Source organism: Pseudomonas sp. 203-8 (genome assembly GCF_020708595.1).
GTDB classification, from domain to species: Bacteria; Pseudomonadota; Gammaproteobacteria; order Pseudomonadales; family Pseudomonadaceae; genus Pseudomonas; species Pseudomonas aeruginosa.
In genome coordinates, this window is record NZ_JAJFDF010000007.1 from 154,897 (window position 1) to 169,819 (window position 14,923).

11 protein-coding genes are annotated in these 14,923 nt (G+C 63.8%); 4 read left to right on the forward strand and 7 right to left on the reverse strand.

What is annotated here, in order from left to right; genetic code table 11:
- Nucleotides 1-33: 33 nt before the first annotated feature.
- Nucleotides 34-2,409, reverse strand: a complete 2,376-nt coding sequence (gene ppsA, locus LJF27_RS17590) for a phosphoenolpyruvate synthase (protein WP_003098065.1) — start codon at nt 2,407-2,409, stop codon at nt 34-36.
- A 171-nt stretch (nt 2,410-2,580) separates the two neighbouring features.
- On the opposite strand from ppsA, the gene ppsR reads away from it, so the two are divergent.
- The 4 genes from ppsR (at nt 2,581) to LJF27_RS17610 (ending at nt 6,748) form a co-directional block, all read left to right on the forward strand.
- A complete protein-coding gene (ppsR, locus tag LJF27_RS17595; RefSeq protein WP_003087813.1) occupies nt 2,581-3,399 on the forward strand; it encodes a posphoenolpyruvate synthetase regulatory kinase/phosphorylase PpsR in 819 nt (272 codons plus the stop codon).
- A gap of 290 nt (nt 3,400-3,689) precedes the next feature.
- Nucleotides 3,690-4,229, forward strand: a complete 540-nt coding sequence (locus tag LJF27_RS17600; RefSeq protein WP_003087811.1) for an ATP-dependent zinc protease — start codon at nt 3,690-3,692, stop codon at nt 4,227-4,229.
- Nucleotides 4,230-4,234: 5 nt separating this feature from the next.
- The gene (locus tag LJF27_RS17605) at nt 4,235-5,761 is read left to right on the forward strand and encodes an inactive transglutaminase family protein (protein WP_003087809.1); all 1,527 of its coding nucleotides are present in this window, start codon (nt 4,235-4,237) and stop codon (nt 5,759-5,761) included.
- A 3-nt stretch (nt 5,762-5,764) separates the two neighbouring features.
- Nucleotides 5,765-6,748 (forward strand): alpha-L-glutamate ligase-like protein, encoded by a 984-nt coding sequence (locus LJF27_RS17610; RefSeq protein ID WP_003087807.1) that lies wholly within the window; start codon nt 5,765-5,767, stop codon nt 6,746-6,748.
- A 56-nt stretch (nt 6,749-6,804) separates the two neighbouring features.
- Here LJF27_RS17610 and LJF27_RS17615 read toward each other — a convergent pair whose 3' ends face one another.
- From LJF27_RS17615 to LJF27_RS17640, 6 genes are all read right to left on the reverse strand, one after another.
- Nucleotides 6,805-7,992: a MalM family protein gene (locus LJF27_RS17615; RefSeq protein WP_025921182.1), complete on the reverse strand. Its 1,188-nt coding sequence runs from the start codon at nt 7,990-7,992 to the stop codon at nt 6,805-6,807.
- 13 nt (nt 7,993-8,005) lie between these two features.
- The gene (locus LJF27_RS17620) at nt 8,006-9,604 is read right to left on the reverse strand and encodes an outer membrane protein transport protein (protein WP_003098070.1); all 1,599 of its coding nucleotides are present in this window, start codon (nt 9,602-9,604) and stop codon (nt 8,006-8,008) included.
- Between the two features lie 19 nt (nt 9,605-9,623).
- Nucleotides 9,624-10,649 carry a transporter gene (locus LJF27_RS17625; RefSeq protein WP_003120313.1) on the reverse strand — a complete coding sequence of 342 codons (1,026 nt, stop codon included), beginning with the start codon at nt 10,647-10,649 and terminating at the stop codon, nt 9,624-9,626.
- Between the two features lie 40 nt (nt 10,650-10,689).
- Entirely contained in the window at nt 10,690-11,451 is a 762-nt protein-coding gene (locus LJF27_RS17630; RefSeq protein WP_003098072.1) for a C39 family peptidase, read from the reverse strand.
- 78 nt (nt 11,452-11,529) lie between these two features.
- Nucleotides 11,530-11,967 carry a DUF6160 family protein gene (locus LJF27_RS17635; RefSeq protein WP_003098074.1) on the reverse strand — a complete coding sequence of 146 codons (438 nt, stop codon included), beginning with the start codon at nt 11,965-11,967 and terminating at the stop codon, nt 11,530-11,532.
- Nucleotides 11,968-12,198: 231 nt separating this feature from the next.
- The gene (locus LJF27_RS17640) at nt 12,199-14,922 is read right to left on the reverse strand and encodes a LuxR C-terminal-related transcriptional regulator (protein WP_003087788.1); all 2,724 of its coding nucleotides are present in this window, start codon (nt 14,920-14,922) and stop codon (nt 12,199-12,201) included.
- Between the last annotated feature and the right edge of the window lies 1 nt (nt 14,923).

The window sequence follows — 14,923 nt, forward strand, 5'->3', positions numbered from 1 at the left end:
TTACCCGCCCTTTCCGGATACAGCGAGGACCGATCAGGCCTGGTCTTGCCCCTCGGCAAGGAAGAACCAGGTATCCAGCACCGAGTCGGGGTTCAGCGAGACGCTCTCGATGCCCTGCTCCATCAGCCAGCGGGCCAGGTCCGGGTGGTCCGACGGACCCTGGCCGCAGATGCCGATGTACTTGCCGGCCTTGTTGCAGGCAGCGATGGCGTTGGCCAGCAGCTTCTTCACCGCCGGATTGCGCTCGTCGAACAGGTGGGCAACGATGCCGGAATCGCGATCCAGGCCCAGGGTCAGCTGGGTCAGGTCGTTGGAACCGATGGAGAAGCCATCGAAGAACTCGAGGAACTCGTCGGCCAGCAGGGCGTTCGACGGCAGTTCGCACATCATGATGACCTTAAGGCCGTTCTCGCCGCGCTTCAGGCCGTTCCCGGCCAGCAGCTCGACCACCTGGCTCGCCTCGCCCAGGGTGCGCACGAAGGGCACCATGATCTCGACGTTGGTCAGGCCCATTTCGTTGCGGACCTTCTTCAGCGCACGGCACTCCAGCTCGAAGCAGTCGCGGAACGACTCGCTGATGTAGCGCGAGGCGCCACGGAAGCCGAGCATCGGGTTCTCTTCTTCCGGCTCGTAGAGCTTGCCGCCGATCAGGTTGGCGTACTCATTGGACTTGAAGTCGGACAGGCGCACGATGACCTTCTTCGGCCAGAACGCCGCGGCCAGGGTGCTGATGCCTTCCACCAGCTTCTCGACGTAGAAGCCGACCGGATCGGGATAGCCGGCGATGCGCTTCTCCACGCTTTCCTTGATGTCCGCCGGCAGGCCGGCGAAGTTCAGCAATGCCTTGGGGTGCACGCCGATCATGCGGTTGATGATGAATTCGAGGCGGGCCAGGCCCACGCCTTCGTTCGGCAACTGGGCGAAATCGAAAGCGCGATCGGGATTGCCGACGTTCATCATGATCTTGAACGGAAGGTCGGGCATGGCGTCGACCGAGTTCTTGCGCACATCGAAACCGAGTTCGCCTTCGAAGATGAAGCCGGTATCGCCTTCGGCACAGGAAACGGTCACCCCCTGGCCATCCTGCAGGATCTGGGTGGCGTTGCCGCAACCGACCACCGCCGGGATGCCCAGTTCGCGAGCGATGATCGCCGCGTGGCAGGTACGCCCGCCGCGGTTGGTGACGATGGCGCTGGCGCGCTTCATCACCGGCTCCCAGTCCGGGTCGGTCATGTCGGAGACCAGGACGTCACCCGGTTGGACCTTGTCCATTTCCGACACGTCGTTGATCACCTTGACCGGACCGGCACCGATGCGCTGGCCGATGGCACGCCCTTCCACCAGGACGGTCCCCTTCTCTTTCAGCAGGTAGCGCTCCATGACCGTGGCGCTGGCGCGGCTCTTCACGGTTTCCGGGCGTGCCTGGACGATGTACAGCTTGCCGTCGTCACCGTCCTTGGCCCATTCGATGTCCATCGGGCGGCCATAGTGCTTCTCGATGATCATGGCCTGCTTGGCCAGCTCGGTGACCTCGGCGTCGCTCAGGGCGAAGCGGGCGCGATCGGCGCGATCGACGTCCACCACCTTGACCGAGCGACCGGCCTTGGCTTCGTCGCCGTAGATCATCTTGATCGCCTTGCTACCCAGGTTGCGGCGCAGGATGGCCGGACGCCCGGCTTCCAGGGTCGGCTTGTGGACGTAGAACTCGTCGGGGTTCACCGCGCCCTGGACCACGGTCTCGCCCAGGCCGTAGGCACCGGTGATGAAGACCACGTCGCGGAAGCCGGATTCGGTGTCCAGGGTGAACATCACCCCGGCGGTGCCGGTTTCCGAGCGGACCATGCGCTGCACGCCGGCGGACAAGGCGACCAGCTTGTGATCGAAGCCCTGGTGCACGCGGTAGGCGATGGCGCGGTCGTTGAACAGGGAGGCGAAGACCTCTTTTGCTGCGCGGATCACATTGTCCACGCCGCGGATATTGAGGAAGGTTTCCTGCTGGCCGGCGAACGAGGCGTCCGGAAGGTCTTCGGCGGTAGCGGAGGAACGCACTGCCACGGCGAGGTTGTCGTTGCCGTTGGCCAGGGCGGCGAAGGCCTGGCGGATCTCGCTGTCGAGACGGGCCGGGAACTCGGCTTCCATCACCCACTGGCGGATCTGCGCGCCGGTCTTGGCCAGGGCGTTGACGTCGTCGACGTCCAGGGCGTCCAGGGCCGCGTGGATACGGTCGTTGAGGCCACTCTGCTCGAGGAAGTCACGGTAGGCCTGGGCGGTGGTGGCAAATCCGCCGGGTACGGAAACGCCGGCACCGGCCAGGTTGCTGATCATCTCGCCGAGGGATGCGTTCTTGCCCCCCACATGCTCTACATCATGGACGCCGAGCTTATCGAGGGAAACTACGTACTCTACCAAGGTGATCTCTCCACTATTGAATTGGAAAAGCTCAAGCGGGGCCAGGAGCAGCTCCGCTGGATTCTGGCCTGGCCCTTAGAAATAAGTGACAATGCTGCGACAGAAAGGCCTCTGACAACGCGCGGCCTATCATAGCCAAGAATCGTTCCTACCTTAAGGCTTTCGGTGCAAATGAAACGAACCGCATTCTTCATCTCGGACGGCACCGGTATCACCGCCGAAACCCTGGGCCAAAGCCTTCTGGCACAGTTCGAGAACATCAGCTTCGTCAAACTGACGAGACCGTACATCGATACCGAAGAAAAAGCGCGCGCCATGGTACAGCAAATCAATAATGCTGCCGAGTCGGACGGGGCCCGCCCGATCATCTTCGATACCATCGTGAACCGCGACATCCGGGCGGTCCTGGCGCAATCCAACGGTTTCATGATCGATATCTTCGCCACCTTTCTTTCGCCTCTGGAACAGGAGCTTTCGGCCGACTCGTCCTATTCGGTCGGCAAGTCCCACTCCATCGGCCACAACTCCAACTACATGGATCGCATCGAGGCGGTGAACTTCGCCCTCGACAACGACGACGGCGCCCGCACCCACTACTACGACAAGGCCGACCTGATCCTGGTCGGCGTCTCGCGCTGCGGCAAGACGCCCACCTGCCTGTACATGGCCCTGCAGTATGGCATCCGCGCCGCCAACTACCCGTTGACGGAAGAGGACATGGAGCGCCTGCAACTGCCGAACGCCCTCAAGCAGTACAAGCACAAGCTGTTCGGCCTGACCATCGACCCCGATCGCCTCACCGCGATTCGCAACGAGCGCAAGCCCAACAGTCGCTACGCCAGCTTCGCCCAGTGCGAATTCGAGGTACGCGAGGTCGAAAGCCTGTTCCGCCGCGAAAACATCGCCTACATCAACTCCACGCATTTCTCGGTGGAGGAGATTTCCGCAAAGATCCTCGTCGAAAAAGGCGTGGAACGGCGCTTCAAATAACCGCTCCGGGGCCAGCGGCTCGGCACCGCCAAGGTCCCTTGCCCGCTTCCGGTAACGCTTCGAGCCCCAGGATGGAATTTCGTTTCATCCCAGGGGCAAAACCCCGACCAAGTGGTATAAGCGGCTGTCGCTGCCGAAAAACCGCGTGATAGAATGCGGCCCGCATGCGCCTGGCGGGGCGCCCGGCATGCCCGGCCTGCCGAGCGCAGGTCGATGACGCAGGGTTTTCCGTCACGGACTGGACAGCGATCGCAAGATCGACCCGCCGAACGCGACACCAACCAGGACTTATGAAACTCAAGCCCTTAGCTCCCCTGCTCTGCCTATTCATCGCCGTACCAGGCCTGAGCGTAGCCGCCGAAAAGACGGTCTACGGCCTGAACGAATACGCGCGCATCAACGACCCGGACATCCAGCTGGCCGCCAAGCTCGACACCGGCGCCAAGACCGCCTCCCTCAGCGCCCGCGACATCAAGCGTTTCAAGCGCGACGGCGAAACCTGGGTGCGCTTCTACCTGGCCACCGACAACGCCGACGACACCCCGATCGAGAAGCCCCTGGCGCGGATCAGCAAGATCAAGCGCCGCCACGGCGACTTCAACCCCGACGAGGGCAAGGCCTATACCGCCCGTCCGGTGATCGAGCTGCAGGTCTGCATGGGCAAGGCGATTCGCACCATCGAAGTGAACCTGACCGACCGAAGTGCATTCCAATACCCGCTTTTGATCGGCTCGGAGGCCTTGAAGAAATTCGACGCACTGGTCGATCCGAGCTTGAAATACTCGGCCGGGAAACCCGGCTGCAAACCTGATGCAAAACCTGCTGAGTAAACGACATGCGCTCTCTCAACCTGCATCTGAAAGTCCTGATCGCCATCCTGCTGACCCTGGGTGTGGCGATCACCGCCTATCAGATTTTCGTCCAGGGTATTCCCGTTACCGAAGCCGAAACCGATGACCTCTGGAACATCGATGCCAAGGTCGACTTCGTCGCCACGCCGAAAACCCCGGTCAAGGTGCAGATGTTCGTTCCGCCGTTGAGCCAGGACTACGTCAGCCTCAACGAAAGCTTCGTCTCCAACAATTACGGCGTCAGCATCAATCGCGCCGACGGCAATCGCAAGGTGACCTGGTCCGCCCGCCGCGCCAACGGCAAGCAGACCCTGTACTACCGCCTGGTGCTGACCAAGCGCTACACCGGCGAGAAGACCAAGGAGAAAGGCCCGATCTTCCGCGACAGCCTGCCCCTGGAAGGCCCGGAGAAGATCGCCGCAGAAGCCCTGCTGGCCCCCATTCGCCAGCACTCGGCCGACGTCGAGACCTTCGTCAGCGAAGCCATCAAGCGCGCCAACAACGGCAACGACGACAACGTCAAGCTGCTGATGGCCGGCGACACCAGCCTGGAAAAGAAAGCGCATATCGTCGAAACCCTGCTGTCCATCGCCCACGTGCCGATGGAGCGGGTCCATACCATCCGCCTGGTCGCCGACCTGCAACAGAGCCCGGAACTGTGGCTGCGCAGCTTCAACGGCGAGAACTGGCTGTATTTCAACGTGGTCACCGGCGAACAGGGCCTGCCCTCCGATCGCCTGATCTGGTGGCTTGGCGATGAGCCGCTGATGACCATCGACGGCGGCAAGAAGGCCCAGGTCAGCTTCAGCCTGAACAGCAGCGAGATGAACGCCATCCGCCTGGCCAAGCTGTCCGACGAGAACACCGAGGCGGCCTTCCTCGAGTACTCCCTGTACGGCCTGCCGCTGTCCACCCAGCAGACCTTCCAGATCATGATCATGATCCCGATCGGCGTGCTGGTGATCCTGATCCTGCGCAACCTGATCGGCCTGCAGACCCTCGGCACCTTCACCCCGGTGCTGATCGCCCTGGCCTTCCGCGAGACCGGCCTGCAATGGGGTATCGCCCTGTTCACCGTGATCACCGCCCTGGGCCTGTCGCTGCGCTCCTATCTCGAGCACCTGAAGCTGCAGATGCTGCCGCGCCTCTCGGTGGTGCTGACCTTCGTGGTGGTGATGATCGCGGTGATCAGCCTGTTCAGCCACAAGCTCGGCTTCGAGAGCGGCCTGTCGATCGCCCTGTTCCCGATGGTGATCCTGACCATGACCATCGAACGCCTGTCGATCACCTGGGAAGAGCGCGGCGGCGGCCATGCGATGAAGGTGGCCATCGGCACCCTTTTCGCGGCATCGCTGGCGCACATCCTCATGCGCATCCCGGAACTGGTGTACTTCATCTTCACCTTCCCGGCCGTGCTGCTGATCCTGGTCGCCTTCATGCTCGCCATGGGCCGCTACCGCGGCTACCGCCTGACCGAGCTGTTCCGCTTCAAGGCCCTGCTCAAGGACTGAACCATGTCGATCTGGAAGACCTGGAAAGACCTGACCGCGAAAGGCGTGATGGGCATCAACCGACGCAATGCCGATTACGTCCTGAAGTACAACAAGCGGCACCTGTATCCGGTGGTGGACGACAAGATCATCACCAAGGAACGCGCGCTCGAGGCCGGCATCCACGTGCCGGAGATGTACGGCATCATCGAGACCGAGAAAGGCATCGACAAGCTCAACGAGATCATCGGCGAGCACAACGATTTCGTCATCAAGCCGGCGCAGGGCGCCGGCGGCGACGGCATCATGGTGATCGCCGACCGCTTCGAGGGCCGCTACAAGACCGTGTCGGGGAAGATCGTCAGCCACGAGGAGATCGAGCACCACATCTCGAGCATCCTCTCCGGCCTCTACTCCCTCGGCGGTCATCGCGACCGCGTACTGATCGAGTACCGGGTGACCCCCGACCAGATCTTCAAGAGCATCAGCTACGAAGGTGTGCCGGACATCCGCATCATCGTGCTGATGGGCTACCCGGTGATGGCCATGTTGCGCCTGCCGACCCGGCAGTCGGGCGGCAAGGCCAACCTGCACCAGGGCGCCATCGGCGTGGGCGTCGACCTGGCCACCGGTGTCACCCTGCGCGGCACCTGGCTGAACAACAAGATCGCCAAGCACCCGGACACCACCAACGCGGTGGACGGTGTGCAACTGCCGAACTGGGACGGCTTCATGAAGCTGGCGGCCGGTTGCTACGAGTTGTCGGGCCTCGGCTACATCGGCGTGGACATGGTTCTCGACCAGGAGAAAGGCCCGCTGATCCTCGAACTCAACGCCCGCCCGGGCCTGAACATCCAGATCGCCAACGACAGCGGCCTGGTGCACCGCTGCCACGCCGTCGAGGCGCGACTGGAAGAACTCAAGGCGAAAGGCATCGAAGAGTCCGCGGAAGAGCGCGTACGCTTCTCCCAGCAGCTGTTCGGCCACGTCCAGCAGCACCAGGGCTGACGTGCTTCCGGTATGAAGAAGCCCGGCTCCGGCCGGGCTTTTTCATGTCTCGGATTTCAACGCACCACGGCCAGCTCGAAGCCGCCCTGCCGGGCGTGCTCATGCACCTGCATACCCGCCTCGTTCACCGCCAGGCCCTGTAGCGGACGCTTGAACGGCTTGTTGTCGAGGGTTTGCAGCGAGCGGTCCTCGTCGGTGGTCAGCAGCAGCACGTAGCGCTCGCCGCGATTGGCTCGCACCGGCACCGTACCCTCGATGAAAGCGTAGCGATACCAGGTTTCCGGGTTCAGCTTGTACACCGCGTCGCTGACCAGCCGGGTCGGACGCTTCTGCTCGTCGAGGAACAGCAGCGACGGGTAGACCACCTGGCGGTTGGCGAAACTGCGGATGCGCAGGCCGTAGACACCCTGAGAGCGCGGCAGCCGGATCGCCGCGTAGAAGCTCCTGCCCATGGGAAAGTCGAAGCTCGGCGAGAAGCGGTTCAACTCCTCGTAGCGCGGTTCGTCGGCATCCAGTTCGGTGAAGTCGCTCTCGGCGATCTGCTCGCAGCAGCGCCGTTGCAGGTCCTGGTAGAGATCGTCGATGGTCATCTCGGTGCCCTTGAGCAAAGCCTTCAGCGCATCGCTCTGCTGGCCGGCGCCATCCAGCCCGGGCAACGCCGCCGGACGCTGCTTGAACTCGATCTGCCGGCCCTCGGTGAAGGCGATCTGCGACGAAGGCGCCGCCTCCCGCTTGAAGCGCGCCGCGCGCTCCTCGGGCGGGATCTGCGAGTTGTGCATGCGGCCCTTCTCGTCCACCCAGGTGTAGTAGGGACTGCCGTTCTCGCTGCGAACGAAACCCTTGCCCTCGAAGGCCTCGGCGTCGATGTATTCGGCGGAGTGTTCGCCGTTGGGCAGGACGTAGTCGGCGCGCTGGCCGGCGACCTTGGCGCCGGCATAGAAGCTGTTCTGCACGTTGCCGTTGGCATCGATCCAGGTGTAGTAGCGACGCTTGCTCTCCCCTCCGCTGCTGTTCCCCGGCCACTGCGTGGCGTTGTCCGCCTTGTTCAGCACCCGCGCCTGGTCGCTCTGGCCGATACGCTGTCGCGCCTGGCGCTGCTGGCGGTCGAACTGGCCGTCGACGAAGGTGTTGTGCACCCCGCCATTGTCGTCCACCCAGGTCAGGTAGCGCCCGCCGGAGGCCCAGCCCGGCGAAGATGCCGGCAGCGCCAGGGAGAAGACGCAAAGTACGATGGATGCGCGCATCATGCTCCAGCCCTCAGAAGGTCGTACGGTAGGTCATGGCGAAAATATAGGCTTTCACCGTGGTGTCCACGTCCAGTCCCGCGTAGGGGTTGTACACCAGGTTGTCGAGCCCGGTGCAGTTCAGGTTGCAGCTGGTATCGGCCTTGACGCTCTGCTTGGTGACGAAGTAGTTGAAACCGACATCGATCACCGTGTCCTTGTCCCACTGGTAGCCCAGCCCCAGGCCGTAGAGATTGGCATCGCCGATCGGCACCAGGATGTCCGCCTGGCCCTTGGGGATCGCCGAAGGCCGGTATTCGTAGCCGGCGCGTAGCTGCAAACGGTCGTTGACGTCGTACTGCACGCCCATGGCCCAGCTCCAGGTATCGCGGTAGCCGCGGTCGAGGGTGATGCTGTGGCTGGTGGCGTCCTTCGAGTCGAGGTACTTGGCGATGCGCAGCAGGTCAAGCTCGCGGTCGAACTCGATCTTGAACTCGTTCCAGTCGCTGTAGCCGTTCCATTTCAGGTCGAAGTTGAATTGCCACTTCTTGAACGGGCGCAGCTTCACGCCGGTGGAGAAGGCATCCGGGTAGACCATGTTCATCGTGGCGTTGCCATGCTCTTCATCGACGTTCCCGTAGGGGAACATCTGGCCGAGGATCGCACCACCGAGCGACTTGTGCACCCCGGTCCAGAAACCCTGCCAGCCTTGGCCGTAGTCGACCCGGTACTTGCCCTTGAGCCTCATCCGCGACTCGCTCTGGTAGGTCGCGCCCCAGGCGAACCAGTCGGTGGGCTCCCAGAGCACGCCGAGGTTGAAGCTGGGCGACAGCGACTGCTGCATGTCCAGGTCGATATTGGCCAGGTTCTGGAACGGACCGATGTTGCCGCCGCAGACGTTGAAGAACACCTCGAGGATCTCCTGCATTCCCGGCAGGCAACCGATCTCCTTGGTCTGCTGCAACAGCCCGAGCAACTGGTTCGGCGCCCGGAAATCCTCGTTCAACGCTACTGCCTGGTGGGAAAAACCCACCGACAGGCCGACCGACAGCTCGTCGTTGACCTGGTAGGCCAGGGTCGGCGAGAAGTAGGTGAGCCGCTGCAACGACACCTCGCGTCCCTGGTAGCGCGCCGGATCGCTATCGGAATCGCGGCTGTAGCCCAGCGCTTGCGGGGTATAGACGTTGGTGGCGAAGGTGAACTTGGAGCCCGGCGGGTTGATCGAGATCCCGGCCAGCGGCGCCACCAGCAACGGCACGTCGGTCATGCCGCCGAGGCCGGGCAGGTACATGGTCGGGGTCAGGGTCCGGCTGTGGCTGTTGGCGACCGGGTCGTCGCGCAGGCCGAAGGTGCCTTCGCCGTAGTTCGGCGGCGCCTTGAAGCCGGCGCGGATGTCCATCACCCCTGTAAGCAGCTTCACGGTCGCCTGGCGGCCCTTCATCCTGGTCAGCGCCGCCGGGTTGTAGTGCACCGAATCGATGCCGGTCTCGTCGGCGGTCACGGCGTTGCCGAGGGCCATGGCTTTCGGGTTGCCGATGGTCAGGTCGTTGGCCATCTGCGCGCCGGCCGGCGGAATCCAGGCCAGGCACACCCCTGCCAGCGCCAGCCAGAGCGGCGCAATGCGCATCTTCATAACAGGCCTCGCTCGCGGGTTACTGGGCCTTCAGCCCTTTGATATCGAGGGGTACGGATAACCCCAGCAGTACATCCGGCGAGTCTTCCGTGAGGCCGAAACCGGCGTTGACGTTGACGATGTAGTCCGGTGACGTCCGCAAGCCGAGCGAGAAGTTCATGATGCTACTGGTCTGTTCGGACGACTCGAACGTACCGGCAGTGGTGTGGTAGCGGTTCTTCAGCGTGTAGGCCATCTGGTACGAGGTCGCCAGCGAGACGTCGTAGGACAGCGCGTAGGCCATGCCCATGTTGAAGTTGATCGTGTTGCCGGGCGAGACCTTCTCCAGCTGGGAGTTGTCGGCCAGGGTCTGGTGCACGTCGTCCACCGGCAGGTTCCAGGTGTAGCCGAGCGAGCCGTAGAGGACCACCGGGTCGATCACATAGGACATGTTCGCGCCGAAGCCCAGGCTGTAGTAGCCGTTGCCGGTGGAGATGTCCTTGTCCAGGTTGGTCTTGTAGGGACTGTCGCCGGTCGGCAGGCCGATGGTGGTATACAGCGTGGTGACCGGCCGCCCGCGCACCGCCGCCCAGGGCTGCCAGCGCAAGGTCGCGGAAACGTCGCCGAGGCTGTAGGCGTGGGTATCCATCTCGGTGTCGTACTTGGCTACCAGCGGCAGGCGGAAACTGAAGGTGAGGTTGTCCCAGATCCCGTAGTCGAAGGTGAAGGAGTTGGTGAAGGTGTGCTGGGACTGGCTCTGCCGGCCGGCGAGGCCGTAGATCTGCGTGCCGCCGCTGGTCTTGGTCAGCGGCACCAGGGTCAGCCGCTGGTCGCGCACCAGCGCGTAGTCGAAACCGTAGGTCAGGGTCCGCTCGCCCTTCTTCAGCAAGGTGTAGCTCTTCTCGGCGGCCTGGAAGACTTCCTCCAGCGCCTTGGCGCTGTCGGCATCGTCATTCTTCTTGGCCAGCGCGTCACGGGCCTGGTCGACCGAGGCTTCCTCGGCAACGGACAAACCGCTGATAGACAGCATCAGCGCCGCCGCGCATGTGTACCCCCTGATTCTCATGGCGCTATCCCCAGAGATTGTTCTTGTTTTTGGGTATCTGCTACTTGGTGCGCAGGTGTATGACGTCGCCACCAGTGCCCAGCTCACGGACCTGGTTTTCAGTGATCTTGTTGATCTGCGGAAACTCGCGGAACGCCAGCAGGCTGACGGTGCGGTCGTCCACCAGGCGCATGTCGCGATCGTTCAGCGCCAGCGCGTTGCGGGGCTCCTGCCCACTCGGGAAGATCACGAACAGGACGTTCTGGTCCCAGATTTCCTCGAAGCGCGTCCGGGTGAAGCTGATGTTGCCCAAGGCCGGATCGGCGACGAAGACGTGATCGTTGTAGACATCGCGCACCACCACGAAATGCTTGAAGCCGGCATAGTGGATGGGGACCAGCGCCGGATGCTCGAGAGCGTCCAGGTCGCTGAACTCGGCGCGAAAACCACCGCTCTTGTAGCCCAGCGCAGCGGCGTAGCGCTTCATGTCGAGCAGCGAGAAACCGCGGCGCTGCACGATCTTATCGGCCTCGCCATAGCGCAGCAGCCCTTCCATGACCTGGCGTTCCTCGAGGTTGCGCCCGAGGTAGTAGTCCAGCAGCGTGGTAAGCGCCGCCGAGCCGCAGCTGTAGTCATAGGCCTGGCGGATGACGTTGCGGAACTGCAACTGGCTCATCGGCTCCAGCTGCACCGATTCGCGGTAGGGTCCATTGGGGGTCAGAGGCTGGCTGAGGTTGACCGTGCCCTGCGGTTGCGGCTTGGTATCGACCGTCTGGGTGAACCCGAACAGCCCGATCAGACTTCCCAGCAAAATCTCGAACATCGCCCCGTCGTACCTCTTTCGGAGAAAGACCCCGCCGATGCCTCGGCGAGGTCTTCGCGTCTCGACTCGGTTCCTGGATCAGTGACCCCAGACCTTGATGGTGGAACCGGCCATGTTCAGCCCGGAGACGGTCAGCGAGCCGATGCTGGCGGCGCTGGTGTCGCCCACCTTGATGGCGCCAACGGTCACGTCGCCGGTGATGGCCGGCAGGCCGATGGCCAGTTGCTGGGTCGACTTGCCGCCGATATCGGTGGTGACGACGTCGATGGTCAGCGGCTTGGTATCGTCGATGGTCAGCGCCGGCAGGCTGATGTTCTCCAGCCGCAGGGAGCCGCCGTTGGTGTCGGTATCGGTGTAGGTCACGGCCCCGACGGAGCCCTGGAAAGTACCGGAAATGCTGATGCCTGCCTGGCCGGTCACGTCGGACAGCGCGCCATCGTCCATGGCTTTCAGGTCGGCATGCGCCAGCAAGGGAGCAGCCAGAACAGCAGTTGCAAGGAACAGGTGCTTTTTCATTGTTATTTCTCCAGTGTTCAGGTGTGGTTTGCCCCAGGGCACTGCCGTTTGCATCCTGTCCCCGGCAGATCGACCGGCATCTCGCCGGTCTCCAGGTCCGGTACTGCTTCCCTAGGCGTCCCGGACATGGATTCGGTAGAGCCTCATGCTCTCTCGTCCTGGATTCCAAGCTACTGGGCCACCCCTTCCGCCGCCAGCCCATCCAAGGGATGGAGCGATGGCGGCTGCCGCTCACGCCTCGCTCAGCAGTCCCAGGCTTTTACCCTTTAGTACGGCTTGCGTTCTGCTCTTCACACCCAGCTTGGCGAACAGGTTGTGCAGGTGCCACTTGATGGTGGCTTCCGACAGGTGCACCGCCTGCGCGATATCGCGGTTCGACAAGCCCGCCGCCACCAGCCGCAGGATTTCCCGTTCGCGATGGCTAACATCCTGATTTTCATCGAAACTTTCCGGGTCCACGGAGAGCTTCCGGCACTGCTCGCGGAGCAGGTCGGCCAGCCCCTGCCAGGCCGCGGCACGCTTGGGCTCCGCTTCCCTCCAGCTTTCCCACATCGGCAACAGCCACAACGCGTCGTCCTGGAACAGCCGGCGGTAGCCGAGATTCCAGGCTTCCTCGAGCGTGGCGAGGAACAGGCCGATGGCTTTTTCGCTGTTACCTTTCTGCCAATACGCCACAGAAAGTAACAAGGACAAACGCAGCCGCCGATCCCTCTGGTAAGCGGAAGAGTAGCCGGCCAGACAGCTTTCCAGCTTGCTCTGCGCGCGTTCCGCGTGACGCTCGGACAATGCCAGCCGAGCCTCCGCCAGGACCAGGGCGGTCTGTGCGTCGGCATGCCGCTCGCCGGAGAGCCCGGCAAGATGCCGCTCCAGTTGCAGGCAGACCCGTTCGGCTTCGTTCGGACGGCGCAGCCACAGCAGGAACTGCACCTTGCAGCTCATGGCGTGAGCATAGACACGCTCGTAGCCGGGCGAGAGCAGACCGCTCAGCCATTCGTCGAGTTGCGCCAGCCCCTGCTCGGCGGCGCCGGAGAAGAAGCGAGCCTTGGCCATGACCAACTGGCCGCGACTGAGCAGTTCCACCGGCGTCGCGACATCCCGCCAGACCGTCGCCAGCGGTAGTTCGGCGAGCACGCCGGCATGCCGGTCCTGCTCGTAGAGCAGGTCGGCATAGGCCAGCGACAAGGGTCCGCCGACCCGGCTGCGCCGGCCGAATACCTGCTCGACCCGGTTGCGCGCCGACTCGGCTATCGCCCTGCCCCGCTCCAGGTCGCCACTCTCCTTGCAGATCAGGGATTCGATCAGGCTGGTCACCACCTGCAGGTACTCGCTGTCGGCGACTTTCAGGTCCTCCCGCGCGGAACCGATGGCGCCGGCGGCCTCGGCGTAGTCGCCGAGCAGCGCATGCGCCGAAGCCTGCACGCAGAGCAGGCTGGCGCGGAACACCGGCTGGTTGCTCGGGACCATGGACAGCCAGTGACGGGCGACCTTCAGGCAGGCTTCGAGCTTGTCCTGGTAGAGCAACACCAGGGCCTTGAGCACCTGGGCGGCGGCGAGCAACTCGCCGAGCCCGAAGTGCATGACCTTGCCGCGCCCCTGCAAGAGGCGGTGGCTGACCTCCTCGATCAACGCCTCGGCCTCGGCGAAGCGTTGCTCGAACGCCAGTTGCCAGGCGTAGAAGATCTGGAACACCGGATGCTCGCGGATCACCTCGGCGGGAATGCCGTTGAGCATGCCGAGGATGCCGTACACCCGGTTACCGGCGATCAGGCGCGCGCCCTGGCGCTCCAGCAACTCGGCGGCGAACAGGTAGTCGCGGGCGCGAAGGGCGTACTTGATCGCCCGGTCGGCCAGGTCGCGCCCCTCGCACCAGCGCGCCGCCGCATGCAGCAACGGGGTCGGATCGGCATGCCGGGACAGCCGCCCCTGGAGGAACTCGGCGAACAGATGGTGGTAGCGGAACCATTCGCGCTGGTCGTCCAGGGCGATGACGAACAACTGCTCGTTCTGCAGGCGCATGAGCATGTCCAGGCCGTCGCGACGCCCGGTCAGCGCATTGCACAGTTCCGCATTGAACTCATCGAGCACCGAGGTCTGGTCGAGGAACAGCTGCAGGTCGGCGGGCAGGCTGGCCAGCACGTCTTCCGCCAGGTAGTCGGCGATGTTCCGTTCGGTCCCGGAGAGCCCGCGGAGGAAACCTTCCCGGTCGGTATTGCGACTGAGGGCCAGGGCCGCCAGGTGCAACGCCGTGATCCAGCCTTCGGTGCGCTTGAACAGCAGCTTCAGCTCGCGTTCGCCCAGCTCCAGCCCCTTGAGGTCGAGGAGAAACGCATCGCTCTCCTCGCGCGATAGCCGCAGGTCTTCCGCGCTCAGGCAGAAGGTCCAGGGCTTGAGGGTCGGCTCGTCGACCAGGAAGCGCGGGCGGAAGCGGGTCGAGGCCACCACCCGCACGTGATCGGGCAGGTTCTCGATCAGGTAGCGAACCCCATGCGGCAAGGCGGCGTGGCGGATGCGGTGGAAATCGTCGAGGAACAGGTACAAGGGGCCTTCCAGGCGACGCAAGTCGGCGAGGAAGGCATCCAGGATACCCTCCAGCGGCACCGCGACGTCGGTGCCGAGCAGATTGGCGGTATTGCCGCCGAATGCCGGGACCACTCGCTGGATGCTCGCCAGCAGGTACTGGATCAGACGCTGCGGTTCGCTGTCGGTCTCGTCGCAGGACAACCATGCCACCGCCGCGCCCTGCTCCAGCAGGCGCAGGCGCAACTGGCAGAGGATGGTGCTCTTGCCGAAGCCGGCCGGCGCGCTGAGCACCATCGCGCGTCGCCCGCGGGCCTCGTACAGGCGGTCGATCAGCGCCTGGCGGGGCAGCAGCGGCAGCCCTCCGGCGCCTGGCGGGAACAGCTTGGTCTGCAACAGCGGAATGGTGCTGGCGGGAACACCGTCGCGATGGCCCATG